The sequence below is a fragment of the Pseudomonas sp. RA_35y_Pfl2_P32 genome (assembly GCF_963970735.1).
GTDB lineage: Bacteria > Pseudomonadota > Gammaproteobacteria > Pseudomonadales > Pseudomonadaceae > Aquipseudomonas.
Genome location: NZ_CAXAQF010000007.1, coordinates 212,246 through 234,723, shown reverse-complemented (window position 1 = coordinate 234,723; position 22,478 = coordinate 212,246). Strand labels below are relative to the sequence as shown.

The 22,478-nt window shown below is 61.8% G+C and carries 26 protein-coding genes and 1 pseudogene; 13 read left to right on the top strand and 14 right to left on the bottom strand.

Annotation, left to right across the window (positions count from 1 at the left end; translation table 11 throughout):
* Window positions 1-349: 349 nt before the first annotated feature.
* Window positions 350-610, top strand: a pseudogene (locus tag AACY45_RS09565) (phage infection protein); the annotation flags it as partial.
* 78 nt (window positions 611-688) lie between these two features.
* On the opposite strand, the gene AACY45_RS09560 reads toward AACY45_RS09565, so the two are convergent.
* Window positions 689-1,783, bottom strand: coding sequence for a DUF1615 domain-containing protein (locus AACY45_RS09560; RefSeq protein WP_339545234.1), 1,095 nt, complete (start codon window positions 1,781-1,783; stop codon window positions 689-691).
* Window positions 1,784-1,928: 145 nt separating this feature from the next.
* Here AACY45_RS09560 and AACY45_RS09555 point away from each other — a divergent pair, with 145 nt between their 5' ends.
* The gene (locus AACY45_RS09555; protein WP_339545233.1) at window positions 1,929-2,543 is read left to right on the top strand and encodes a LysE family translocator; all 615 of its coding nucleotides are present in this window, start codon (window positions 1,929-1,931) and stop codon (window positions 2,541-2,543) included.
* Between the two features lie 93 nt (window positions 2,544-2,636).
* Here the strand turns inward: AACY45_RS09555 and hemB are convergent, their stop codons facing one another.
* Window positions 2,637-3,611 (bottom strand): porphobilinogen synthase, encoded by a 975-nt coding sequence (hemB, locus tag AACY45_RS09550; protein WP_339545232.1) that lies wholly within the window; start codon window positions 3,609-3,611, stop codon window positions 2,637-2,639.
* A gap of 230 nt (window positions 3,612-3,841) precedes the next feature.
* Between hemB and AACY45_RS09545 the strand changes: the two genes are divergently transcribed.
* A complete protein-coding gene (locus AACY45_RS09545; protein WP_339545231.1) occupies window positions 3,842-4,462 on the top strand; it encodes a LysE family translocator in 621 nt (206 codons plus the stop codon).
* 45 nt (window positions 4,463-4,507) lie between these two features.
* Here AACY45_RS09545 and AACY45_RS09540 read toward each other — a convergent pair whose 3' ends face one another.
* The gene (locus AACY45_RS09540; protein WP_339545230.1) at window positions 4,508-5,209 is read right to left on the bottom strand and encodes a glutathione S-transferase N-terminal domain-containing protein; all 702 of its coding nucleotides are present in this window, start codon (window positions 5,207-5,209) and stop codon (window positions 4,508-4,510) included.
* A 330-nt stretch (window positions 5,210-5,539) separates the two neighbouring features.
* On the opposite strand from AACY45_RS09540, the gene AACY45_RS09535 reads away from it, so the two are divergent.
* Both AACY45_RS09535 and AACY45_RS09530 read left to right on the top strand, forming a co-directional pair.
* Complete coding sequence (locus AACY45_RS09535) at window positions 5,540-6,214, top strand: histidine phosphatase family protein (protein ID WP_339545240.1); 675 nt, start codon at window positions 5,540-5,542, stop codon at window positions 6,212-6,214.
* A gap of 76 nt (window positions 6,215-6,290) precedes the next feature.
* On the top strand, window positions 6,291-7,343 hold the full coding sequence (locus AACY45_RS09530) for a permease (RefSeq protein WP_339545229.1): 1,053 nt from the start codon (window positions 6,291-6,293) through the stop codon (window positions 7,341-7,343).
* Between the two features lie 18 nt (window positions 7,344-7,361).
* Here the strand turns inward: AACY45_RS09530 and mnmH are convergent, their stop codons facing one another.
* Both mnmH and selD read right to left on the bottom strand, forming a co-directional pair.
* A complete protein-coding gene (gene mnmH / locus AACY45_RS09525) occupies window positions 7,362-8,462 on the bottom strand; it encodes a tRNA 2-selenouridine(34) synthase MnmH (protein WP_339545228.1) in 1,101 nt (366 codons plus the stop codon).
* On the bottom strand, window positions 8,462-9,496 hold the full coding sequence (gene selD / locus AACY45_RS09520; protein ID WP_339545227.1) for a selenide, water dikinase SelD: 1,035 nt from the start codon (window positions 9,494-9,496) through the stop codon (window positions 8,462-8,464). The genes mnmH and selD overlap by 1 nt, the downstream gene beginning before the upstream one ends.
* Window positions 9,497-9,647: 151 nt before the next feature.
* On the opposite strand from selD, the gene AACY45_RS09515 reads away from it, so the two are divergent.
* Window positions 9,648-9,875: a DUF6555 family protein gene (locus AACY45_RS09515; protein ID WP_339545226.1), complete on the top strand. Its 228-nt coding sequence runs from the start codon at window positions 9,648-9,650 to the stop codon at window positions 9,873-9,875.
* Between the two features lie 56 nt (window positions 9,876-9,931).
* On the opposite strand, the gene AACY45_RS09510 is transcribed toward AACY45_RS09515, so the two are convergent.
* From AACY45_RS09510 to AACY45_RS09500, 3 genes are all read right to left on the bottom strand, one after another.
* Window positions 9,932-10,099, bottom strand: a complete 168-nt coding sequence (locus AACY45_RS09510; protein WP_339545225.1) for a metallothionein — start codon at window positions 10,097-10,099, stop codon at window positions 9,932-9,934.
* A gap of 122 nt (window positions 10,100-10,221) precedes the next feature.
* Window positions 10,222-10,677, bottom strand: coding sequence for a DMT family transporter (locus AACY45_RS09505; protein ID WP_339545224.1), 456 nt, complete (start codon window positions 10,675-10,677; stop codon window positions 10,222-10,224).
* Between the two features lie 2 nt (window positions 10,678-10,679).
* Window positions 10,680-11,177, bottom strand: a complete 498-nt coding sequence (locus AACY45_RS09500) for a DMT family transporter (protein WP_339545223.1) — start codon at window positions 11,175-11,177, stop codon at window positions 10,680-10,682.
* A gap of 115 nt (window positions 11,178-11,292) precedes the next feature.
* Here AACY45_RS09500 and AACY45_RS09495 point away from each other — a divergent pair, with 115 nt between their 5' ends.
* The gene (locus AACY45_RS09495; protein ID WP_339545222.1) at window positions 11,293-12,225 is read left to right on the top strand and encodes a LysR family transcriptional regulator; all 933 of its coding nucleotides are present in this window, start codon (window positions 11,293-11,295) and stop codon (window positions 12,223-12,225) included.
* Window positions 12,226-12,238: 13 nt separating this feature from the next.
* Here the strand turns inward: AACY45_RS09495 and AACY45_RS09490 are convergent, their stop codons facing one another.
* Window positions 12,239-12,406, bottom strand: coding sequence for a hypothetical protein (locus AACY45_RS09490; RefSeq protein WP_339545221.1), 168 nt, complete (start codon window positions 12,404-12,406; stop codon window positions 12,239-12,241).
* 10 nt (window positions 12,407-12,416) lie between these two features.
* On the opposite strand from AACY45_RS09490, the gene AACY45_RS09485 reads away from it, so the two are divergent.
* Both AACY45_RS09485 and AACY45_RS09480 read left to right on the top strand, forming a co-directional pair.
* On the top strand, window positions 12,417-13,202 hold the full coding sequence (locus AACY45_RS09485; RefSeq protein ID WP_339545220.1) for a hypothetical protein: 786 nt from the start codon (window positions 12,417-12,419) through the stop codon (window positions 13,200-13,202).
* 91 nt (window positions 13,203-13,293) lie between these two features.
* The gene (locus tag AACY45_RS09480; protein ID WP_339545219.1) at window positions 13,294-13,890 is read left to right on the top strand and encodes a hypothetical protein; all 597 of its coding nucleotides are present in this window, start codon (window positions 13,294-13,296) and stop codon (window positions 13,888-13,890) included.
* A gap of 9 nt (window positions 13,891-13,899) precedes the next feature.
* Here AACY45_RS09480 and AACY45_RS09475 read toward each other — a convergent pair whose 3' ends face one another.
* From AACY45_RS09475 to AACY45_RS09460, 4 genes are all read right to left on the bottom strand, one after another.
* Window positions 13,900-14,616, bottom strand: coding sequence for an alpha/beta hydrolase (locus AACY45_RS09475; protein ID WP_339545218.1), 717 nt, complete (start codon window positions 14,614-14,616; stop codon window positions 13,900-13,902).
* A gap of 195 nt (window positions 14,617-14,811) precedes the next feature.
* Entirely contained in the window at window positions 14,812-15,924 is a 1,113-nt protein-coding gene (locus tag AACY45_RS09470) for a succinylglutamate desuccinylase/aspartoacylase family protein (RefSeq protein WP_339545217.1), read from the bottom strand.
* A 99-nt stretch (window positions 15,925-16,023) separates the two neighbouring features.
* Window positions 16,024-16,803, bottom strand: a complete 780-nt coding sequence (locus tag AACY45_RS09465; RefSeq protein WP_339545216.1) for an ABC transporter substrate-binding protein — start codon at window positions 16,801-16,803, stop codon at window positions 16,024-16,026.
* Between the two features lie 226 nt (window positions 16,804-17,029).
* The gene (locus AACY45_RS09460; protein ID WP_339545215.1) at window positions 17,030-17,464 is read right to left on the bottom strand and encodes a rhodanese-like domain-containing protein; all 435 of its coding nucleotides are present in this window, start codon (window positions 17,462-17,464) and stop codon (window positions 17,030-17,032) included.
* 100 nt (window positions 17,465-17,564) lie between these two features.
* On the opposite strand from AACY45_RS09460, the gene ftrA reads away from it, so the two are divergent.
* Window positions 17,565-18,542 (top strand): transcriptional regulator FtrA, encoded by a 978-nt coding sequence (ftrA, locus tag AACY45_RS09455; RefSeq protein ID WP_339545214.1) that lies wholly within the window; start codon window positions 17,565-17,567, stop codon window positions 18,540-18,542.
* Between the two features lie 61 nt (window positions 18,543-18,603).
* Here ftrA and AACY45_RS09450 read toward each other — a convergent pair whose 3' ends face one another.
* Window positions 18,604-19,833, bottom strand: a complete 1,230-nt coding sequence (locus AACY45_RS09450) for an acyl-CoA dehydrogenase (RefSeq protein ID WP_339545213.1) — start codon at window positions 19,831-19,833, stop codon at window positions 18,604-18,606.
* 165 nt (window positions 19,834-19,998) lie between these two features.
* Between AACY45_RS09450 and AACY45_RS09445 the strand changes: the two genes are divergently transcribed.
* The 3 genes from AACY45_RS09445 (at window position 19,999) to AACY45_RS09435 (ending at window position 22,362) form a co-directional block, all read left to right on the top strand.
* Window positions 19,999-20,934, top strand: coding sequence for a LysR family transcriptional regulator (locus AACY45_RS09445; RefSeq protein WP_339545212.1), 936 nt, complete (start codon window positions 19,999-20,001; stop codon window positions 20,932-20,934).
* 100 nt (window positions 20,935-21,034) lie between these two features.
* Window positions 21,035-21,445, top strand: coding sequence for a MerR family transcriptional regulator (locus AACY45_RS09440; protein ID WP_339545211.1), 411 nt, complete (start codon window positions 21,035-21,037; stop codon window positions 21,443-21,445).
* 17 nt (window positions 21,446-21,462) lie between these two features.
* Window positions 21,463-22,362, top strand: a complete 900-nt coding sequence (locus AACY45_RS09435; RefSeq protein WP_339545210.1) for a hydroxymethylglutaryl-CoA lyase — start codon at window positions 21,463-21,465, stop codon at window positions 22,360-22,362.
* Window positions 22,363-22,478: the final 116 nt, after the last annotated feature.

The following is a 22,478-nucleotide window of genomic DNA, read 5'->3' as shown; positions in this document are numbered from 1 at the left end:
CACCTCTTTTTCAACTCCTTTCGCGCTTCGATGAACTGAAGCAACCTGCTGCCGAAAACTGCTTAACTCATTGTTTTCCAAGGAGTTTTCCGTTTCGACTGCGCCGGAAGTGGGGCGAATTATAGACATTCAGAATCTGCCGTCAACTGCTAATTTGGTTTTTCTATCAAAACCCGGGAGCCATCCTCATTTCCGGCTCTCTATATATAGAAGAACAATCTCCTGCCCCTGCTTGCCCGCGCCATCACCGCCATCGATGTTCACCATCGACCCAATGAAATTCTCTTAAAAATCCTGACGCGTAACATTGGCTCCATACCCAACAACGACATCCCCGGAGCACATACTCATGAAACGCCACATCATCCTCAGCCTCGCTTTCTCCGTAATGGCCGCTAATGCATTCGCTGGCAATCTGGCACAACCCGTCACCGCTGCGCAGCAGCCAGCCGTGATTGCCGAAGGTGGCTCCGATCGCCTGCAACAGAACCGTATCGTCGAAGGTGGCTCCGACCGCCTGCAACAGAACCGTGTCGCCGAAGGTGGCTCCGACCGCCTGCAACAGAACCGTGTCGCCGAAGGTGGCTCCGATCGCCTGACCCAGAACCGTGCATGAGTTGCCGGCCCGCAACACTCAACAAAAAAGCCCGGCATGCGCTGCCGGGCTTTTTTTCGTCCGCTGCCAGCCCTAACCCGTACCCGCGCGCTTCATGCAGCGCTGATAACGCTCATCGACACGCTTGGCAAACCAGGCGGTGGTGAGCTTGCGGGTGATTTTCGGGCTCTGGAGTTCGATCCCTGGCAAAACCGCCCTGGGTAGCGACTTGCCTTGAGCCTTTTCGGCCAGCGCGAACACCCGTTTGTAGAGTTTGCTGTCTTCGAACGCCAGGCTGTCCCCCAGCTCCAGCTGATCGCGGATTGTACTGTTGCGCATATCCAGACGTTTACCCAGGCTGCGCACTGCGAGCTCAGTCGAGCCCGGCAGCAGCGAACCGTAGCGAATCAAGTCGCCATCCAGGGCCAGGGAGCCACCTGTCGCACGATTCAGGGCAGCCTGAAATGCCGCATTGCGGCTGGCGTACCACCCGGCATTAAAATCGGCGAACCGGTACAGCGGCTGGCGGTAGTTCACCGGGTAGCCGAGCAAATGGGCGATCCCGAAGTACATACCGCCCCGCCGGGTGAACACCTCTCGGCGGATAGAACCGTCCACCGGGTACGGGTAGTTGCGCGCTTGTTTCTCGGCAAACGCGATGCTGACCTGCATCGGCCCACCGGTGTGCACCGGGTTCCAACCGCCAAACAGGCCCTTGCCCATGGGCACTCGGCCGATGAAGTCATCGAAGATCGCGCTGAGCTCTTTCTCGCTGCGCGCGGCATTCAGCCGGTCACTGTAACTTTTGCCATTGGTCGAGCTGACCTGCAATGCCCCTCGCACCAGGAGACTGGGGATATGCGCCCTGGCAGCACGGCGGTCAATCTCGTCCCGGGCAATCTTGCCCAGCCCCGGTACTTTTGGGTCGGCCTGAAAGGTCGACTCCTGCTCGGTGACCGCCAGCACCGAACAAAGATTCTGCTTGGTCGCAGGAATCGCCTGCGCGGCAAAGGCACTATAGATGTCGTTGGCCCAACCTTGCCGGTCCACTGTGCTAACGGGCAGCAGGCGCACAATCTGCGCTTTGACCTGGTCCGGCTTGGGCGCCTCTTCGCGACTACCCTGGCTCGCACACCCGGCCAGCAACAGCAGCGTGGCGAGGCTGATGATCAATTGATTGGCTTGCATGACGTGACTCAAGGGTCCTTTTGACCGACCGGGCGAATGGCACACACTCCGGTGTTTTCCTATGGAAAAGCAAGCCGCGTTGCACTTAAATGAACAATTGCTTACGGGTGCTCTGACACCCGATCACCGACTGGAGTTCGCTGGCATGCTGACAATGGATTTTCTGCTGACCTCACTGATCGTGGTGCTGATCCCCGGCACTGGCGTGGTGTTTACCCTCTCCACTGCGCTGGCCGCCGGCAAGCGGGCCAGTGTTTACGCGGCCCTGGGCTGCACGGGCGGGATAGTGCCGCACTTGATGGCCTCGATGCTGGGCCTGTCGGCGATCCTGCATACCAGCGCCCTGGCGTTCCAGGGACTGAAGTTTGCCGGGGTCGCCTACCTGCTGTACCTGGCCTACGCCACCTGGCGCGATCGCTCGGCCTTTGCCGTCAGCGATGTACCGTTCAACCTGAGTGGCACCAGCATCATGCTGCGCGCCGGCCTGCTCAACCTGCTCAATCCCAAGCTGACGATCTTCTTCCTGGCGTTCCTCCCGCAGTTCATCACGCCCCACGGGCCGTCGACCGCGGTGCAGATGCTCACCTTGAGCACCGTATTCATGTTGATGACCTTTGCGGTATTTGTGATCTATGGCCTCCTGGCGAACTTTTTTCGCACGGCCGTCATCGAGTCTCCTACCGTCCAGAACTGGCTGCGCCGCGGATTTTCCGCGTCGTTTGCAGCACTGGGCCTGAACCTGGCGTTTGCCCAGCGCTGAGCCCCATGGGGCGGTGATAAGGACGCCACTGCCCACCAGAACGACAGAGTGGGTGTTCAGCTTTATCACCGCCGACGGCCGGCCCGTGCCGGGTCAGATTCCGCTGAGGGCCAGGTCCATGGCGAAATAGGTGAAGATCAGGTCCGCACCGGCACGCTTGATCGCACCCAGGCTTTCGCGCACCACCCGCTCCTCGTCAATCGCGCCAGCGGCCGCGCCGAACTTGATCATCGCGTACTCGCCACTGACCTGATACGCCGCCAACGGCAACCGCGAGGCTTCGCGGATGTCGCGGATGATGTCCAGGTAGGCACCGGCCGGCTTGACCATCAGCGCGTCGGCGCCTTCCTGCTCATCCAGCAACGATTCGCGCACGGCCTCACGGCGATTCATCGGGTTCATCTGGTAGCTCTTGCGATCGCCCTTGAGCGCACTGCCGCCCGCCTCGCGGAACGGACCGTAGAGGGCCGAGGCAAACTTGGTCGAATAGGCCATGATCGACGTCTGGCTGAAGCCCGCCGCGTCCAGGGCCCGGCGAATGGCCTGCACCTGCCCGTCCATGGCCGCCGAGGGTGCAATCACATCCGCCCCGGCACGCGCAGCGGCGACGGCTTGCTGGCCAAGGTTGAACAGGGTCAGGTCATTGTCGACTTCGGTGCCATGCATTACCCCGCAGTGACCATGGTCGGTGTACTCGCAGAAGCAGGTGTCGGACATGACGATCATTTCCGGCACCGCATCCTTGCAGATCCGCGCCATGCGCGACACCAGACCGTTTTCCCGCCAGGTGTCACTGCCGTTGCCATCCAGATGATGCGACACCCCAAAGGTCATCACCGATTGAATACCGGCTCGGGCGTAACGCTCGATTTCACCGGCCAGTTTCGACTCAGGAATCCGTCGCACGCCAGGCATGCTGGTGATCGGCACGAAATCGTCGATTTCTTCCTCGACAAAGATCGGCAGCACCAGGTCATTGAGGCTGAATTCGGTTTCCTGGAACAGCTTGCGCAGTTGCGGGGTGCGCCGCAAACGGCGTGGACGGGCTTCGGGGAACTGACTGGACATGAAATTTCCTGGCAGGAGGCCAATGGCCTGGACAAGACAAAAGTGCTGGAAGCGCGAGCTTATGCCTCACGCCCCTAGTGACACAAATGCAGGTAGCGCAAGAGTTTATTGCGAAAACGGTAACAATAAAACCTGAACGCCTCCCCCGCTGACAGCTCCTCAAGGTTCAACTAATCTGGTAACGCACCCATGCCGGGTGACAAACCCCGAAGGATACGGAGTGAACCCTGATGTTTGAGATTCAGAACTACGGCAGTTTTATCGCAGCGATCGTGATTTTCCAACTGATTCCCGGCCCCGGCACCTTCGCTATCCTCAATGCCACCGCCCGCAACGGCATTGCCGCCGGTTTTGGCGCGGTGCTGGGGACCCTGCTGGGGGATGCGGCCTACATGATTGCCGCTGCAGCCGGCCTGGCAGCACTGATGAGTGCCAACCCGATGTTGTTCCAGGGCCTGCAGTGGTTCGGTGCGGCGTACCTGTGCTGGATGGGCCTGCAAATGTTGCGCGCCCCCGTGGCACACCATGACGCGGAACCGGAACCGCGACGCTCGGCGCGTACCTACTTGCGCAACGCCCTGGTCATCAGCCTGACCAACCCGAAAGTCATGCTGTTTTTCGTGGCGTTCTTCCCGCTGTTCATCAGCCCGGGGTCGTCGAGTGTGACCCTGGTGGCGATGATGGTCCACGTGACTCTGATCAGCCTGCTATACCAGGGCGCCCTGGTGCTGATCGGTAACGCCGCCGCGATCCGCTTAAAGGCCCAGCCCCTGGCCCGGACCATTGCCACCCGGGTGGCAAGCGTCGCGCTGATCGGCTTTGGCCTCAAGCTGGCGGTCAGCAACCGCTAGCCCAAGACCAAGGCACGCCACTGCGCAACGCAGTGGCGTGCCGGTTCAAGGCTTGGGAATTTCCAGCCCGCGCACCACCGCCGGGCGTGCCAGGAAGCGCTCCAGTACCCGCAGCACATTCGGGAAGTGATTGATCCCCACCAAATCGCCGGCCTCATAAAAGCCGATCAGGTTGCGCACCCACGGGAAGATCGCGATATCAGCGATGGTGTAGCGCTCGCCCATGATCCAGTCACGACCTTGCAGACGCTCATCGAGCACCTTCAGCAGGCGCGTACTCTCGGCGACATAACGGTCCCGCGGACGTTTGTCCTCGTACTCCTTGCCAGCGAATTTGTTGAAAAAGCCCAGTTGGCCGAACATCGGGCCGATACCGCCCATCTGGAACATCAGCCACTGAATCGTCTCGTAACGTGCCGCCGATTCCTGGGCCAGCAGTTGCCCGCTCTTGTCAGCAAGGTAGATCAGGATCGCGCCGGACTCGAACAGCGCCAACGGCTTGTCGTCGGGACCGTGGGGGTCGAGGATCGCCGGAATCTTGTTGTTGGGATTGAGCGACAGGAACGCCGGGGACATCTGGTCGTTGCTCTCGAAACTCACCCGATGGGCCTCATACGGCAGGCCGATCTCTTCGAGCATGATCGAGACTTTGACCCCGTTTGGCGTCGGCAAGGAGTAGAGTTGGAGCCACTCGGGGAACTGGGCAGGCCATTTTTCAGTAATCGGGAAGGCTGACAAATCGGTCATAGTGAACATCCAGTGACAATTTAATGGCTTGGTTTTGGCCTTACACGCGGCACACGGCCGGCCTGTACGCGAGCTAGCTTATAGCGAGCCTGCCGGTGTCGGTATCTTAAATCGGAAACATTATGTCGCTAACCTTCCCCCATCCTCACCGCCACCCCGGATAAAGTGCGCGCCCGCAGATTCCAATCGAACCAATGGCCCTCAGCGGACTCTGAAGGCTGCGCGCGCAAGACGAATCGCCTAACGACATGGAAAACCATCCGAAGCCGGGAGCTTGCGGTGGAAAGGTTTGTCAGCCTTAACCTGAATGTGCTGAAGAACTATTACTTGATGAAAACCCCACTGCAGATCACCCAACGCCTGAAGCAACGCGCTTTCGTGTTCCTCCCTGCACTGCTGACTACCTGCGCCCTCCTCCTGTCCCTGGAGTCGAGCGAAAGCCGCGCCCAGCCGGTTGATGGCACCCAGACCCTGGTGTTTTTGCGCCATGCGGAAAAACCTGCCGGCGGCCTCGGGCAACTCAATTGCCAGGGACTGAATCGCGCCATCGACCTGGCGCAGCTGTTGCCGGAAAAATTCGGCAAGGCCGACTTCGTGTTTGCCGCCAACCCGACCCGCAATGTCGAGGAAGGCGAGCTCGACAATTCCTACAGCTACATCCGCCCCCTGATGACCATCAGCCCCAGCGCGATCAAACTGGGCCTGCCGGTGAACATCGAGTTTTCCGCCAACGACACCAGTGAACTGGCGGACGAACTGCTCCACGACAAATACCACAACTCGATCATCTACACCGCCTGGTCCCACGGCTACCTGCCGGATCTGATCAACAAGGTGGCGCGCGAAGCGGTGGGCAGCAAGCAATCGATTACCGAGGACTGGGAGTCTGGCGACTTCGACTCGATGTACGTCCTGACCCTGACCTGGCACAACGGCAAGGCCACCTTGCAGAGCCAGCACTACAAACAGGGCTTGGACAACGGCCAGGAGAGCTGCCCGACCTGACAGGGAAGCCGTACCTGCCTGGGGCGCAGGGTGAGGTATGATGCGCGACCTGTCCCCCTGTACCCGGAACCCCTGCATGTCCAACCTCTTAACCTCCCCCAACCGGGGCTGGTCGTTCTGGTGCAAGCCGGCCTTGTTCCTGTTGGTGGCCTGCATTGGCCTCTACTACGTCAAGTGGTCCCCGTACTACTTCAAGGCCTTTACCGCTGCCGACAGCCACAGCATTGGCGCCTCGATTCTCAACGACGCGCAAACCGCGCCCCTGGCCGCCGCACTGACATACGCCAAGGTGTACTTCCTGGCGATCTGGAAGGCCGCCGTCCTGGCGGTGATCCTCGGCTCCCTGTTGCAAGTGCTGATCCCGCGGGACTGGCTGCTGCGGCTGTTCGGCCGCGCGGGCTTCGCCTCGACCCTGCGCGCAGGCCTGTTCGCCCTGCCGGGCATGATGTGCAGTTGTTGCGCGGCACCGGTGGCCGCCGGCATGCGCCGGCAAAACGTGTCAGTGGGTGCGGCGCTGGCATTCTGGATCGGCAACCCGGTGCTAAACCCGGCCACCCTGGTGTTCATGGGGTTTGTCCTGGGCTGGGGGTTCACCGCGCTACGCCTGGTGGCGGGCCTTGTACTGGTGCTGGGGGTGTCATTGGTGGCCCAGCGCATCGCGCGGCCGGAACGGGTGCCAGACGCTGCGCTGGAGGCGGTGGCAAACGCCAGTACCAACGATACCCAGCCCTTCCTCACTCGCTGGGGCCGCACCCTGTGGCAATTGTTCTGGAGCACTATCCCCATCTACGTCCTGGCGGTGCTGGCACTGGGCGCGGCGCGGGTGTGGCTGTTCCCCCATGTCGATGGGGCGATGGCCGACAGCTTGTGGTGGCTGGTTCCCCTGGCCATTGTCGGCACCTTGTTCGTGATTCCCACTGCCGCGGAAATCCCCATCGTGCAAACCATGATGGCCATGGGCATGGGCACCGGTCCGGCCGTTGCCCTGCTGATGACACTGCCGAGCATCAGCCTGCCGTCGCTGTTGATGCTGCGCAAGGACTTCGACACACGGGTGCTGGTGACGGTGGCCGTGTTGACCATGGTGATAGGCATGCTTTGCGGGTTGATCGGCGCGGCGTTGCTGTAACGCCGCGCTGACCATTGGCTAGCGTGGCGCGTTGCGTTCGCGCAAATACTCGAGCACCGCGCCCTGCTCCCCGGCAAACTCGATGCGCCCGCCTTGCTTCTCGCGTTGGAAGGCGTACATCGGGTCGTAGTATTCACTCAACAACAACGCGATCCAGTGACGGGATCCATCCACCTGGCCCGTGCGCGCCATTTGCACGAGCGCTTCGTCCATCAGCGTTGCAATGCGCTGATGACGTTCGCCGCCCAAGCGCCGGTGAATATTGTTCAAGCTCGAAAGCAGGCGCTCGGAAAACAGGGCAAACCCTGCCTCTGCGTACTCGGCGACAAATTCGGCGTGCAAGTCGATCACGTAATCCTGAAGGATGCGCTCGACCCGGTTCTCCATGCTGTCCTCCAGCCACACCATCGGCCATTGCTGCATGCCCTGATACAGCGGCAGCGGCAACGCGCAGCTTCCGACCATGCGGCTTTCATCTTCGAGCACGAACTGCTCAATGCCCCGGGCGCGTTTTTTCAGCACATCCACCGCCAGGCAGTTCTCAAAATCGATGTTGCCAGGCTGTGGGGTCGCACGTTTGCCAAAGCTGGAACCGCGGTGATTGGCATGCCCTTCCAGGTCCAGGCCATTGTTCAATTGCACCAGCAGCTCGGTTTTGCCGGTGCCCGTCATCCCGCCCAGCAGGACGAAGTCGCACTGCGTCACCGCCTGTTCAACCGTTTCCAGCAAAAAGGTACGCATTGCCTTATAGCCGCCACCGACCCGCGGGTAATCGATGCCGGCCTCTTCCTTGAGCCACTGCTGGACAATCTGCGAACGCAAACCACCCCGAAAACAGTAGAGCGCGCCCTCGGGATGGGCCTGGGCGAACTCGGCCCAGGCGCGAACTCGCGCGTCCTTCACTGGACCGGACACCATCTGCTGACCCAAGGCAATTGCCGCCTGCTGCCCTTGCTGCTTGTAGCAGGTACCAATGCGCTGGCGTTCGTTGTCGGTCATCAGCGGCAGGTTGACCACTGCGGGGAATGCGCCCTTGGTGAATTCGATCGGCGCCCGGGTGTCCATCATCGGCCGCTCACTGAGGAAAATGTCGCGATAATCGGTGAGATCGATGGGCATCAAATCACCTCTACCGCGTGACTCTGTCGCTCAACCAGTTCGCCGATGGGGGTCAGGTCCAGCCCCAATTCAGCGGCAACCGCCAGAAACTGTGGATTGCCCTCAGGCGTTACGGCCACCAGCAAACCGCCACTGGTCTGCGGGTCGCACAATACCCGCTTGTGCAGCTCCTGTAGCCGCCCGAGTCGATGGGCATAGCTGTCGAAATTGCGCAGGGTTCCACCGGGCACGCACCCCTGGTCCAAGTAGTACTCCACACCCGGCAGGCGCGGCACTCGGTCGTAGGCGATACGCGCCGTCACTGCACTGCCGTCGGCGATTTCCACCAAGTGCCCCAGCAAACCAAAGCCGGTGACGTCGGTCATCGCGCTCACCCCCTCGATCTTGCCGAAACGACTGCCCGGCTTGTTCAGGGTGCACATCCAGTCGCGCGCCAGCCCCACGTCGCTGTCGCGCAACTTGCCTTGCTTCTCAGCCGTGGTGAGGATGCCGATGCCCAAGGGCTTGGTCAGGTACAGCAGGCAACCGACAGTGGCGGTGTCGTTGCGCTTCATATGGCACTTTTGCACCAGCCCCGTGACCGCCAGGCCGAAAATCGGCTCCGGAGCATCAATCGAGTGCCCACCGGCCAAGGGGATTCCCGCCTCATCGCAGATCGCCCGACCGCCGCGAATCACTTCCCGGGCAATCTCCGGCGCCAGTACATTGACCGGCCAGCCGAGAATGGCAATCGCCATCAACGGATCGCCCCCCATGGCGTAGATATCGCTGATGGCATTGGTCGCGGCGATACGCCCGAAGTCGTAGGGATCATCGACTATCGGCATGAAGAAGTCGGTGGTCGAGACCACGCCGCGCTCGTCATCGATTGCATACACCGCCGCATCATCGCGCGAAGCGTTGCCCACCCAGAGTTTCGGGTCGAGGTTCTGGGCGCCACTGCCGGCCAGGATCACTTCCAGCACCTGGGGCGAAATCTTGCAGCCACAGCCTGCACCGTGACTGTATTGGGTCAGGCGAATGGGCTCGCTCATGGGGGCACCTCGGCAAAAAAAGATCGCCCAGTCTAACAGAGCCCATTGGCCGCCCCCCAGCAGCGAGTCGATTGAGACCCGCTGAGCAATTGGAATGAATTTTTCCCGCGCCGAAGGATCACTCTAGTACGACAGGGAGGAATAGCGGCACATGATCAACGCAAAATTGTTCGTCATCGAATACACCCTTCACGGTGTGCCCAAGTCTTTCATTATCCGTCAGGAAAAGATGGACAACGCCGAGGCCTGGCATTGGGCCAGTTGCGACGCCGGGGTCGGGCGCATCGGTCGTTTCGGCCGAGAGAAAGTGAAGAAGACCAGCAAGCCGGCAGCGGAGAAATTCGGCATCGAAAACGTTACGTGGCGGCTCACGAGCTAAAGCCTGCACGACCTTGCCGTTGGCACCGAATGGCGCCCACGGCAAGGTTATACCGACTAGCCATGAGTCCCTTTGGCGCATTGGCAGCCCGCTGTCGTGCACACTTCGCCGTGCTCGTGATGCTTGGCGCAGCCCTCGCAGCAGTAGTGCTTGCCATGCCGGACAATCGAATGCTCGCCCAGTTTGCACGTGCAGTTGGGGCAGGCGCAGGTGTCTGCTTTCATCAGTCTGACTCCATAAGTGTGGTCGTCCAGAGGCGACACCATTGCCGCCTCCCACGCAATGACCGCCCCCCTCCGACATACCCTCGCGGCCCTCGCTCCTGATAGAGGTTAGCCGATAAACCTCAGGCGACGTGCCGGCTACTGCTGCGGTACATCAACACCAGTGCCAATCCCAGGCAAACCATGGCCAGGAGACGGTTGGCGGACAACTCGATGGCCGGATTGCCCAGCCAGCCGAAATGGTCAATCAGCATGCCCATGCCCAGTTGGCCAACGATCACCGCCACCGTCGCCACCGCCGTTCCGACCCGAGGCACGGCGCCGACCATCACCAGCATGTACACCACCCCGAACAGGGCTCCACTGAGCTGCCACTTCGGCACCTCGAGCAAACTGACGGCATGGGCCGGTTCAAAGAACAGAATCAGCAAGGCGGTAGTGATGGCCCCCACCACAAAGGTCAACAGGCTGCTACGCAACACGCCGACTGCCTGGCCCAACCGGCCATTGATCGCCGCCTGCACACTCAACACCGCACCGGCCGCCACGACCACCAGCAACAACACAAACAGATTCATGTTCAACCCCGCGCAATCAGGACTAGGGCAGCAACGATCAGCAGCAAGGCCTGCCAGCGCTCCCGGTTGACCGGCTTGCGAGACGCGCCGAACCAGCCGAAATGGTCGATCAGCACACTCTTGCCGACCTGGCCGGAGAGGATCGCAATCATCGTCATGGCAATCCCGATCACTGGGGTCGCCAAGGTCAACACCACCACGTACATCGGCCCGAGCAATCCACCGATCAATTGCCAGCGGGGCAAGGAACTCAGTGCTGGCCCCGGTTGCGGCCCGCTGAACAGCAACAGCAGAAACAGCAAGGCCGAGCCGACGCCGAAAATACTCAGGGTCGCCCACAAATGCCCCACCTGGACACCCAGCGGCCCCAGCAAACCTGCCTCCACCGACAGGCCCATGCCCGCCAGGATCACCAGCGGTAACAGCAACAAGCGGGTGACCCGGTTGGGCCGCGGCGTGACGGCGGCCCCGACGGACTCGCTGATAGAACCTGAAGACATGACAACTCCTGCACAAAGGGGAAAAGAATGACGGGCAGTATCAATTGCCCAACCTTTGCGATAAATGCCACTCTATCAACAACACTTTTGCGCAATTCGCACAGCAGGTTGATTCATGCAGGGTCTCAACGAACTCAATTTCAAGGCGCTGCGGCTGTTTGTGGCGGTCCTCGATCACGGCAGTTTTTCCGAAGTCGCCCGTCGCGAAGGCTTGGCGCCGTCATCGATCTCGCGGCAGATCCAGTTGATGGAGCAGGCCCTCAACCAGCAATTGCTCTATCGCCATACCCGGGCGGTGACGCCGACCGAGGCCGGGCGCCTGCTCGGCCAGCATGCCCGCGTGGTGCTGGTGCAACTGGAGGAGGCCGAACAGGCCTTGCAGGAACAGGCCAGCGAACCCAGTGGCCTGGTGCGCATCAACGCGCCGGTGGTGTTTGGGCAGTTGCACCTGTCGCCCTGGATCGCCGAGCTGTGCCAGCGTTATCCCAAGTTGCAGCTGGAAATCCAGCAAACCGACCGCTACGTCGACCCGTTGCAGGAAGGCTGCGACCTGCTGTTTCGCATCGGCGCCCTGCACGACTCCAGCATGCAGGGCCGCGTGGTCGCACCGCAGCGCTATCACGTCGCCGCCAGCCCAGCCTATCTGGAACGCCATGGCACCCCTCGGCACCCCGAGGAGCTGGTGCGGCACCAGTGCCTGGCCTACAAAGGCGACTCCGGCCTGCAACGCTGGTTCTTCCGCCAAGACCCGGGCGACTGGACGCCCTACTCGGTCAAGGGCCCACTCACCGGCAACCACGCCGACACCCTGACCCAGGCCGCCGAACAGGGCATGGGCCTGGTGATGTTTCCTTCCTGGCTGATCGGCGAGGCCCTGGGCCGAGGCAAGCTGGTGCAGGTGCTCGAGGACTTCCAGGCGTCCAACAGCCTCGAGCCCCAGCAGATCGCCATTCTCTGGCCAGGCAGTCGACGCTTGTCGGTGAAAGTGCGTGCGGTCATCGACTTTTTCGTCGAGCGCTTTGGCACAGTGCCTTACTGGGATCAGTAAGGCGGCAGCGGGTTTAGCGCAGCAGTTGCACGATCAGCCAACTGTTCGCCGCGCTGATCACCACAAACAGCCCCCAGACCGATCGACGACGCGGCCCTCCTGAAGCGATGGGGATGTCGCCGCCAGAGGGTTCAGGCGCCAGGGCGAAGCCTTGTATGCTGTGTGCCCTGCCATCGAACAAGGAATGCTCCGTGCTGCTGTTGAAACTCGTGCTGATCCCCGGTTTTCTGCTGCTGATTTCCCTGGCCGGCAAGCGCTGGGGGCCGAGCGTTGCCGGATGGCTGTCAGGGTTGCCGGTGGTGGTCGGGCCGATCCTGTTTTTCCTCGCGGTCGAGCAAGGCCCGGCATTTGCGACCCAGTCGGCGATTGCGGCGCTGTCGGCCATGGCGGCGATGATCACTTTCTGCGTGGTCTACGCCCAGGCCGCGCAACGCTGCAACTGGCCGGTGGCACTGCTGATTGCCCTGTTGAGCTGGAGCCTGGTGGCGGGGGTGCTGTCGGTGATACCCGCATCGCTGGTGTTGTCAGTGATCGCCGCGGCCACCGCCCTGCTCGCGGCACCCTACCTATTCCCCACCGTACAACCCTTGCTCGCAGGCCCCGCGCCGAAGTCCGACAAACTGTTGCTGCGCATGCTGGCCGGGGCGTTGCTGACCCTGGCGGTGACCTGGTTCGCCAGCACCCTGGGTGAGCGCTGGAGCGGCTTGCTCGCGGTGTTCCCGGTGCTTGGCAGCGTGATGGCGGTGTTCTCCCAGCAAACCCGGGGCCCGGCATTCGCCGCCGCCTTGCTCCGCGCCACCGCTACCGGCATGTACGCCTTCGCGGCCTTTTGCCTGACCCTGGCCTTGACCTTGCCACGCTGGGGCGGTTGGGCCTTTGTGCTCGGGGTGGCGGTGTCGCTGCTGATGCTGCTGCTCACCAAGCGGCGGGCCGCGCCTTCACACCTGCGCACCGAGACAGCGCCGCCCAGGCCGTGAATGGACAACCCGCCGGCAAGTTCGGGCTGGAGTGAGTGAGGGGACCCGTGGGATGATCGTCGCCACCGCGCGATCACACCCGGAGACTCGCATGTCGCTGCTGAAAAAAATCACCGTCAGTCAACACGTCGCTGCTCTGCTGCTGACAGCCCTCACCACCTTCACTGCACCCAGCGTCTACGCCGCCAGCCAGCCGACGACCAAGACCGCTGCGGCGCAAAAAGTCGCGGCACTGGGCAACAAATTCACCTTCACCCTGCCCAAGGGCTTTATTGCCAACCCATTGCCCGGTGGTGATGTGGCCAACGGCACGTCCGGCGCCAAGGGCACCATGTACACCAATCAGCAAAGCAAAACCGTGCTGATCATCGCCGAAAACAACTTGCCCGAAGGCCTCAGCGTCAAGGACAACGACGCGGTATTCCTCGACGAGTCCATCTCCGGTTTCGCCAGCCAGCAACGCGAAGCCTTGGCCGGCTTCAACAAACAAAGCGAAAAAAGCCTGACTATCAAAGGCCTGGGCCTGCGTCAGATCGACTTCACCGCCACCCAGGGCGGCGGCCCGACCCTCAACACCAGCCTGCTGGCCGGCTCCGGCACCCGGATGATGCTGATCCAGATCATCTCCCGCGCTGACGACAAGAGTGGGCACGAGACCCTGGTGAAAAACGTCCTCGGCGAAAAATAGCCCGGCGAGCTACCGGTTGATCCGTAACAGCCAGGCGTTGAGGTCCTCGATCTCCCGCTCGCTGATACTGTGACCGAGCCCTGGATAGGCATGGAACTCCGGCGCCAGGCCCAGCCCCGACAACAGGCTGTTGGCGTCACTGCCATCGGTAAAGGGCAAGCGCTGGTCGTCGGAGCCATGACCGATGAAAATCGCCAGCGAGGCCAGCGCCGGGTCGGCCTTGAGCTGGCTTCGCAACACCGGCAGCACCTTGCCACTCAACGCCGCGATCCCGCGCACCGCCGCGGGCTGGCGTAGCGCGACCTCGTACGACATGATTGCGCCCTGACTGAAGCCCACCAGGAACACCCGATCGGCCGTGGTGCGATATTTGCTCGCCGCCTTCGCGACAAAATCCACCAACAACGCGGCACTGCGCTGCAAGTCATCGCTGTCCCCGTCGTACGCCCCGTCCCCCTTCTTGTGAAACCACTGGTAACTGCCCTGCTCCAGCACCTGCGGCGCACGCACTGCCAAATAGGTATAGGACGCCGGCAATCCCTGCTTGAGGCTAAACAGATCGGCCTCGTTGCTGCCGTAGCCATGAAGAAAAACCACCAGCGGCTGATTGGCCGAACCAGGGGTCGATTGTTCGAGGTACTGCAACGGCAGATCGTCGTGCAACACCGATTGGGCCTGGACGACCGGGGATGCCAGCAACAGACATACGGCAAACAACTTGAGCATGGACCTTCCTTGAATGGGGCGGGTTCGCGGGGGAGCGTAGCATGCGGGGAATGGTGAGAGGCCGAGGGGCGGCGGACTCGATCAAGGGCGGCAAGGACTGCGTCCTCGCCGTTACCGCAGCAACGGATATGCCCACAACGCCAAGATCAAAAGATCGCGGCCTTCGGCAGCTCCCACATGCCCTCCCCAAAAACCTCAATCATTCGTCAATCGCCCAACCCGGATCACCCCCCGCCCCGCCACCTTCGCCTGCCAGATCCCAGGCTCCGTGTACCGCGACCGATCCAGCGCAAACAGCACCCCACTGGTCCCGGCCCGCACCACCGAAACCCGATCCGTCAACGGATTGACCACCTCAAACACCGGATCCCCCTGCTCGACCCACTCGCCCGCCTCACGCAGAAAACTCACCACCCCGTGATGGGGCGCAAACAGATACTCAGTCCCGGCAAACGGCATGCCCTCACAACACTCACTCGGTGCGGCCGGCCACTGCCCGGCTATCAACCCCTGCTCTGCTAGAAACCCAAGGATCGCCTCGCAGTTGGCCTGCGCCTGCTCAACCCGGGTATCGCCCATGCTGCCCAACTCCAGGGTGGTCGCCAGGTTGGCCAGGGGAATCGCCGCGTCCGGAAACGCCTTGGCCAGGCGCAGCCAGGGGGTCGAGCACGACTCGTCAAACGAACTGCCACCAGAGTCTTCACAGAGCAACGCCACACCCGCCTGCAACCGCGCCGCCAGGGACTGCCATTGCGGCCAGTGCTGCGGCAGCGCGTACAGGTGAATCGACGCCTCGAAATCACAATGCAGGTCCAGGGTGATCTGCGCTTCACAGGCATGACGCAGCAGCAACCGCTGCAAGGCCTCCAGTTGCGAGGCCGGGGCCGGCAAGCCATCGAGCACCTGGCCCATGGCCTGGCGGATCAAGGCCACGTTGGCGACGGCATCGCTGCCCAACTGCGCACCGATCAGTTCCCCCACCGGCGCGCTCAATTCAAAAAACGCGCGATTGAAATTCTTTCCGCTGCCCAGTTCAAAACGGCCCATATGGGCGCTTTGCATGTGCTGGTCGAGGCCGATCGGATTGGCCACCGGCACCAGCTCAATCACCCCATTGAGCAGGCCCTGGGCCTCAAGTTCGGCCAGGCGCCTTTTCAATTCCCAGGCCGTGCGCATACCCGGCAATTCATCGGCGTGCAGACTGGCCTGGATATACACCTTGCGTGAGCCACTGCCGTAGCGGAACACGCTGAGGGTGCGCTCGGTGCCGAGGTGGCACCAGGGTAGTGGATGATCGATACGTTGCATCGCGAGCTCCTGCGCATTTGATCGCGGACGGACAGCACCATCCGGCCATAAAAAAAGTGGCGACCGCGTCAACGGTGGCCACCTTTTTCAACGGTGAAATTACTCGCCGTAAACGTCGAAGTTGAAGTACTTGTCCTGCACTTGCTTGTACTTGCCATTGGCGCGGATTTCAGTGATGGCGGTGTTGAACTTGTCCGCCAGCTCCTTATCACCCTTGCGCACGGCAATCCCGGCACCGCCGCCGAAGTACTTGGCGTCTTCATAGGTCGGGCCAACAAACGCAAAACCTTTACCGGCGTCGGTTTTCAGGAAACCGTCGTCCAGGGTGACCGAGTCGGCCAGCATCGCGTCGAGGCGGCCAGAGACCATGTCCAGGTTGACTTCCTGCTGGGAACCGTAGCGCACCAGGACGATCCCGGCTGGCTGCAGCACTTCGGTGGCGAAGCGGTCGTGGGTACTGGCACGCAGAACCCCGACTTTCTTGCCCTTGAGCTCGGTCAAAGGGTCCTTGATGTCGGAACCGGCCTTCATCACGAAACGTGCCGGGGTGTGGTAGTACTTGATGCTGAAGTCGACGTTCTTCTTGCGGTCGTCAGTGATGGTCATGGACGACAGGATCGCGTCGATTTTCTTGACCTTGAGCGCGGGAATCAGGCCATCGAACTCCTGCTCGACCCAGGTGCACTTGACTTGCATCTGCGCGCACAGCGCGTCGCCGATGTCCACGTCGAAACCGGTCAGCTTGCCGTCAGGGGTTTTCATCGAGAACGGCGGGTAACCGGCTTCGATACCGATACGGATCGGCTTGGCGTCTGCGGCCACGGCCGAGAGGGACAACACGGACAGTGCCAGAGCACCGAACATCGCTAACTTCTTCATTTATAACTCCTGTGTGCGGAGACTCTTGTTGGCAACCTCGACGGTAGCTTGTGGCTAGTATTTATCGAAGTGGCCGGCAGTCTAGAGCTGCACCCAGCGAGCAAACTGTTTAAATGCGACAAATAGTTATAGAAAAGTGGCAAAGGTATGAGCGCAGGTAACCCCCTGCCCCGACGCGCTGAAATGGCCTACAGACGCGCCACGCATTGCGTCATGTCACGGCTGCTCAGCACTCGCAGCCAATCGCCACATCGGCCCGGGCTTCGTCCGGGCCACTCAACTCGAATCCCTCATCCAGCCACCCGGTGACTCCACCGATCATTTCCTTGACCGGGTACTCCAGCGCCGCCAGTTTCACCGCAGCCTTGTTGGCGCCGTTGCAATGGGGACCGGCGCAATACACCACGAACAAGGTGTCTTTGGGGTAGCCCGCCAACAGCCGGGCCGTGATCAAGCGTCCAGGCATGTTGATCGCACCCGGCACATGACCGCGCTGGTAAGCCATAGGCCCGCGCACATCCACCAGGACAAAATCCACTTCACCCGCCTCCTGGCTGCTGAAGACGTCGGAACAATCGGTTTCAAAGGTCAGGCGATTGCTGAAATGCATCAGGGCAACGGCGCAAGGGGCGGCAGGCATCGAGCGAACCAGGCTGGTCATGGGTGTTCTCCAAAGCAGGTATGGGCTTGCCAGCACTGTATCGAATCGACCTGAAGCGCTACAGTGGCGCACAAGACACTCACTGGGAACTTTCCGCCAAATGCACAGCACACCCGGTTCTGTAGCGATCCTGGCCTACGACGGCCTCTGCACCTTTGAGTTTGGTATTGCGGTGGAGATCTTCGGCCTGGCACGGCCCGAGTTCGACTTTCCCTGGTACCAGCACCGGATCGTCGCCGTCGATCAGGGCCCGATGCGGGCTACCGGCGGCATTCAGGTATTGGCCGATGGCGGCATGGAACTGCTGGAAACCGCCCGCACCATCATCATTCCCGGCTGGCGCAGCCGCTGCGATCCGGTGCCCGCCGGCCTGCTGGCCGCACTGCGCCGAGCCCACGGGCGCGGGGCACGCCTGGTGTCGATCTGTTCCGGGGTGTTTGTGCTGGCGGCCAGCGGCCTGCTCGACGGCTTGCGCGCCACGACCCATTGGCGCTACACCGACGAACTGGGCGCGCGCTACCCCAACATCCTGGTGGACCCGGACGTGCTGTACGTGGACGCGGGCCAGTTGATCACCTCGGCCGGCAGCGCCGCCGGCATCGATGCCTGCCTGCACCTGGTGGCACGGGACTTTGGCACCCAGGTGGCCAACTCGGTGGCGCGCCGGCTGGTGATGTCACCGCAACGCACCGGCGGCCAGGCGCAGTTCATCCCCGCGCCGGTCAGCCGCACACCCCGCAACGACCTGTCACGGGTGATGCAATGGGCTCGCGAGCGTTTACATGAACCGCTGCAAGTGCGCGACCTGGCCAGCCAGGCAGCAATGAGCGAGCGCACCTTCCTGCGCCGTTTCAGCGAAGCCACCGGGGCCTCGCCCAAGTCCTGGCTGCAAGAGCAACGCCTGGCCCGCGCCCGCGAACTGCTGGAAAGCAGCCGGCACACCACCGAACAGATCGCACAGCAGTGCGGCTATCGCAGCGTAGAGAGTTTTCGCGTGGCCTTTCGCACGGTGGTCGGGCTGGCGCCGTCGGTGTATCGCGAGCGTTTTGGTCGGGGCGAGCAGGCACTGCCGGCCTAGGGCCCAAGCGCCAGCACCCGCCAACACCAAAGGCGCGGGCGGGTGCCAGGTGGGGTGCAGTTCATTGGCCGCTACGGAGCATTTCCTTGGGCACATACTTGCCGATTTCAAACTTGCCGATCGCCGCACGGTGCACTTCGTCCGGGCCATCGGCCAGGCGCAAGGTGCGTTGCATGGCGTACATGTAGGCCAGCGGGAAATCGTTGGAAACCCCGGCACCACCATGGATCTGGATCGCCCGGTCGATGACCCGCAAGGCGACGTTCGGGGCGACCACCTTGATCTGGGCGATTTCGCTTTTCGCCACTTTGTTACCCACGGTGTCCATCATGTAGGCGGCCTTGAGGGTCAATAGGCGCGCCATGTCGATTTCCATCCGCGAGTCGGCAATCTTGTCGATGTTACCGCCCAGGCGTGCCAGCGGTTTGCCGAAGGCCGTGCGATTCACCGAGCGCTTGCACATCAGCTCCAGCGCGCGCTCGGCCATGCCGATCGAGCGCATGCAATGGTGAATGCGGCCTGGGCCGAGGCGGCCCTGAGCGATCTCGAAACCACGGCCTTCGCCCAACAGCACGTTTTCATAGGGCACACGGACGTTTTCGAACAGCACTTCGGCGTGCCCGTGGGGGGCGTCGTCGTAGCCGAACACCGGCAGCGGCCGCAGGATTGTTACCCCGGGGGTGTCCACCGGCACCAGGATCATCGAGTGCTGCGCATGGCGCGGCGCATCCGGGTTGCTCAAGCCCATGAAGATCAGAATCTTGCAGCGTGGGTCGCAGGCCCCGGAGGTCCACCATTTCTTGCCATTGATCACCCACTGGTCGCCATCGCGCTCGGCACGGGCCGCCATGTTGGTGGCATCGGAGGAAGCCACGTCCGGCTCGGTCATGGCGAACGCCGAACGGATCTCGCCGCGCAGCAGCGGTTCGAGCCAGCGCTGTTTCTGCTCTTCGTTGGCATAGCGCACCAGCACTTCCATGTTGCCAGTGTCCGGCGCCGAGCAGTTGAAGGGCTCCGGCCCCAGCAGGGAGCGGCCCATGATCTCCGCCAACGGTGCGTATTCGAGGTTGCTCAGGCCGGCCCCCAGTTCCGATTCCGGCAGGAACAGATTCCACAGGCCTTCGGCCTTGGCCTTGCTTTTCAGTTCTTCCATGATCGCGGTGGGCTGCCAGCGATCGCCTTCGGCGACCTGGCGCTCAAACACGGCTTCGGCTGGATAAACATAAGCATCCATGAACGCAGTCACGCGTTCACGCAATTCCTGAACCTTGGGCGAATAAGCGAAATCCATGGGCAGCTACCTTTTTTGACGAGGTGGTGAAGTCGTTATTGAGGGCATGAATCGATGCTAGATCAGCTACGAAAATTTACCTAGCCTATTCTCAGCGTGTATTAACATTCATCACCGATATATGATCGACTGATCGAGCCCCCCCTACAACAAGAGCGTAGTGACATGAATCTGAGCAAGGTCGACCTCAACCTTTTCATCGTCTTCGATGCCATCTATACCGAAGCCAACCTGACCCGTGCCGGGCAGATTGTCGGCATTACCCAACCGGCGGTGTCCAACGCTCTGGCCCGTCTGCGCGAGACCTTCAACGACCCGCTGTTCGTGCGCACCGCCCAGGGCATGGTGCCGACACCGATGGCGCAGAACATCATCGGTCCGGTGCGCAACGCGCTCTCGCTGTTGCGGGTCTCGGTCCAGGAAAGCCGGATCTTCAACCCGTTGCAGGCGGTCAAGACTTACCGCATTAGCATGACCGACCTCACGGAAGCGGTGATCCTGCCGCCGTTGTTCCAGCGCCTGCGCCGCCTGGCCCCGGGCGTGATCATCGAGAGCTTCCTGTCCAAGCGCCGCGAGACCACCAAGGAACTGGCCGCCGGACGCCTGGATTTCGCCGTCGATGCGCCGCTCAACACCGACCCGCAAGTGCGCCACGTCAAGCTGATGGAAGACCGGTACGTCTGCGCCATGCGCAAGGGCCACCCCATGGCTGGCAAGGAAAAATTCAGCCTCGACGACTACCTGTCCCTGACCCACATCCATATTTCCAGCCGCCGCAGCGGCCTGGGGCATGTCGACCTGGCACTGGGCAAGATGGGCATCCAGCGCAAGATCGCCCTGCGGTCGCAGCATTACCTGATGGCCTCCCAGGTGTTGCAGCAGACCGACATGGTCATGACCGTGCCGGAACGTTTTGCCCGCCGCCATGAACTGCAATCGTTCCTGTTGCCGGTCAACGACGTGCCCCCGGTGGCAACCCACCTGTACTGGCACGAAAGCACCGACCAGGACCCGGCCAACCGCTGGATGCGCGAGCAGATGATCGAGTTGTGCCAGCAAGTCACCGCGCACGAGAAGAAGCTCGACAAGCCGCAGGCTTGAGGGCTGGTATCGGACAATGGAGCCTGGCGCAGCGCTTGCCGCTTGACGTTTACGTCAACCTGACATTAGCTTAGCGCCAAGCCCCTTTTTCGAGCGCGCCATGAGCAGCCAGACCTACAGCATTTCCGACCTCGCCCGCGAGCTCGACATCACCACCCGCGCCATCCGCTTTTATGAAGAGCAAGGCCTGCTTAGCCCCGAGCGACGCGGGCAGGAGCGGGTCTACTCGCCTCGGGACAAGGTCAGCCTGAAGCTGATCCTGCGGGGCAAGCGCATTGGCTTTTCCCTGGCCGAATGCCGCGAGCTGATCGAACTCTACGACCCCACCAGCGGTAACACCAAGCAGTTGAACAGCATGCTGGCGAAAATCAGCGAGCGCCGTGAGCAACTGGAACAACAACTGCTGGACATCGAACAGATGAAGCTGGAACTCGACACCGCCGAAGAGCGCTGCGTCCAGGCGCTGGAACAGACCCTCAAGAGCCAGCAGGCCGCGCCTTCACACCCCTAACCACAGGTGAACCTGATATGTCCCTCCCCTCCCATGTACGCCTGATCGAAGTCGGCCCGCGCGATGGCCTGCAAAACGAAGCCCAGCCCATCAGCGTCGCCGACAAGGTGCAACTGGTCGACGCGCTCACGGCCGCGGGCCTGGGCTATATAGAAGTCGGCAGTTTCGTTTCGCCCAAATGGGTGCCACAAATGGCCGGCTCCGCTGAGGTGTTCGCGCAGATCCAGCGCAAGCCCGGGGTTACCTACGGTGCGCTGGCGCCGAACCTGCGTGGGTTCGAAGACGCCATGGCCGCCGGGGTCAAGGAAGTCGCGGTGTTTGCCGCCGCCTCCGAAGCCTTCTCGCAACGCAACATCAATTGTTCGATCAGCGAAAGCCTGGCGCGCTTTGTGCCGATCATGGACGCCGCCCGCCAGCACGGTGTCAGTGTGCGCGGTTACGTGTCCTGTGTGCTGGGCTGCCCGTACGAAGGTGACGTGGCCCCGGAACAAGTGGCCCTGGTCGCCCGCGAGCTGTATGCCATGGGCTGCTACGAGGTGTCCCTGGGTGACACCATCGGCACCGGTACCGCCGGCGCTACCCGGCGGATGTTCGAGGTAGTGGGCGCCCAGGTGCCACGGGACAAGCTGGCCGGCCACTTCCATGACACCTACGGCCAGGCCATGGCCAACGTCTACGCCAGCCTGCTCGAGGGCATCGCGGTGTTCGACAGCTCCATCGCCGGCCTGGGCGGTTGCCCGTACGCCAAGGGCGCCAGCGGTAACGTCGCCACCGAAGACGTGCTGTACCTGCTCAACGGCCTGGGGATCGAGACGGGGGTGGATATGCAGCAATTGCTGGTGGCCGGCCAGCAGATCTGCGACGTCCTGGGGCGCACGACAGGTTCGCGCGTGGCCAAGGCCCGCAGCGCCCAGTAAATGTGTCGCGGGGTGTTACCGTCCCGCAACAAAACGAGTAACACGGAAACAACCTGAGGGAATTTTAAGTCTGGATTTTTTCGACGAAAAACTAAATCGTTGATTTTAAAGGATTT

What these genes read in the sequence shown, in the direction of transcription:
- AACY45_RS09560 (WP_339545234.1), bottom strand. Translation starts at nt 1,783, where the DNA reads ATGCAAGCCAATCAATTGATCATCAGCCTCGCCACGCTGCTGTTGCTG.
- AACY45_RS09555 (WP_339545233.1), top strand. Translation starts at nt 1,929, where the DNA reads ATGCTGACAATGGATTTTCTGCTGACCTCACTGATCGTGGTGCTGATC.
- hemB (WP_339545232.1), bottom strand. Translation starts at nt 3,611, where the DNA reads ATGTCCAGTCAGTTCCCCGAAGCCCGTCCACGCCGTTTGCGGCGCACC.
- AACY45_RS09545 (WP_339545231.1), top strand. Translation starts at nt 3,842, where the DNA reads ATGTTTGAGATTCAGAACTACGGCAGTTTTATCGCAGCGATCGTGATT.
- AACY45_RS09540 (WP_339545230.1), bottom strand. Translation starts at nt 5,209, where the DNA reads ATGACCGATTTGTCAGCCTTCCCGATTACTGAAAAATGGCCTGCCCAG.
- AACY45_RS09535 (WP_339545240.1), top strand. Translation starts at nt 5,540, where the DNA reads ATGAAAACCCCACTGCAGATCACCCAACGCCTGAAGCAACGCGCTTTC.
- AACY45_RS09530 (WP_339545229.1), top strand. Translation starts at nt 6,291, where the DNA reads ATGTCCAACCTCTTAACCTCCCCCAACCGGGGCTGGTCGTTCTGGTGC.
- mnmH (WP_339545228.1), bottom strand. Translation starts at nt 8,462, where the DNA reads ATGCCCATCGATCTCACCGATTATCGCGACATTTTCCTCAGTGAGCGG.
- selD (WP_339545227.1), bottom strand. Translation starts at nt 9,496, where the DNA reads ATGAGCGAGCCCATTCGCCTGACCCAATACAGTCACGGTGCAGGCTGT.
- AACY45_RS09515 (WP_339545226.1), top strand. Translation starts at nt 9,648, where the DNA reads ATGATCAACGCAAAATTGTTCGTCATCGAATACACCCTTCACGGTGTG.
- AACY45_RS09510 (WP_339545225.1), bottom strand. Translation starts at nt 10,099, where the DNA reads ATGAAAGCAGACACCTGCGCCTGCCCCAACTGCACGTGCAAACTGGGC.
- AACY45_RS09505 (WP_339545224.1), bottom strand. Translation starts at nt 10,677, where the DNA reads ATGAATCTGTTTGTGTTGTTGCTGGTGGTCGTGGCGGCCGGTGCGGTG.
- AACY45_RS09500 (WP_339545223.1), bottom strand. Translation starts at nt 11,177, where the DNA reads ATGTCTTCAGGTTCTATCAGCGAGTCCGTCGGGGCCGCCGTCACGCCG.
- AACY45_RS09495 (WP_339545222.1), top strand. Translation starts at nt 11,293, where the DNA reads ATGCAGGGTCTCAACGAACTCAATTTCAAGGCGCTGCGGCTGTTTGTG.
- AACY45_RS09480 (WP_339545219.1), top strand. Translation starts at nt 13,294, where the DNA reads ATGTCGCTGCTGAAAAAAATCACCGTCAGTCAACACGTCGCTGCTCTG.
- AACY45_RS09475 (WP_339545218.1), bottom strand. Translation starts at nt 14,616, where the DNA reads ATGCTCAAGTTGTTTGCCGTATGTCTGTTGCTGGCATCCCCGGTCGTC.
- AACY45_RS09470 (WP_339545217.1), bottom strand. Translation starts at nt 15,924, where the DNA reads ATGCAACGTATCGATCATCCACTACCCTGGTGCCACCTCGGCACCGAG.
- AACY45_RS09465 (WP_339545216.1), bottom strand. Translation starts at nt 16,803, where the DNA reads ATGAAGAAGTTAGCGATGTTCGGTGCTCTGGCACTGTCCGTGTTGTCC.
- AACY45_RS09460 (WP_339545215.1), bottom strand. Translation starts at nt 17,464, where the DNA reads ATGACCAGCCTGGTTCGCTCGATGCCTGCCGCCCCTTGCGCCGTTGCC.
- ftrA (WP_339545214.1), top strand. Translation starts at nt 17,565, where the DNA reads ATGCACAGCACACCCGGTTCTGTAGCGATCCTGGCCTACGACGGCCTC.
- AACY45_RS09450 (WP_339545213.1), bottom strand. Translation starts at nt 19,833, where the DNA reads ATGGATTTCGCTTATTCGCCCAAGGTTCAGGAATTGCGTGAACGCGTG.
- AACY45_RS09445 (WP_339545212.1), top strand. Translation starts at nt 19,999, where the DNA reads ATGAATCTGAGCAAGGTCGACCTCAACCTTTTCATCGTCTTCGATGCC.
- AACY45_RS09440 (WP_339545211.1), top strand. Translation starts at nt 21,035, where the DNA reads ATGAGCAGCCAGACCTACAGCATTTCCGACCTCGCCCGCGAGCTCGAC.
- AACY45_RS09435 (WP_339545210.1), top strand. Translation starts at nt 21,463, where the DNA reads ATGTCCCTCCCCTCCCATGTACGCCTGATCGAAGTCGGCCCGCGCGAT.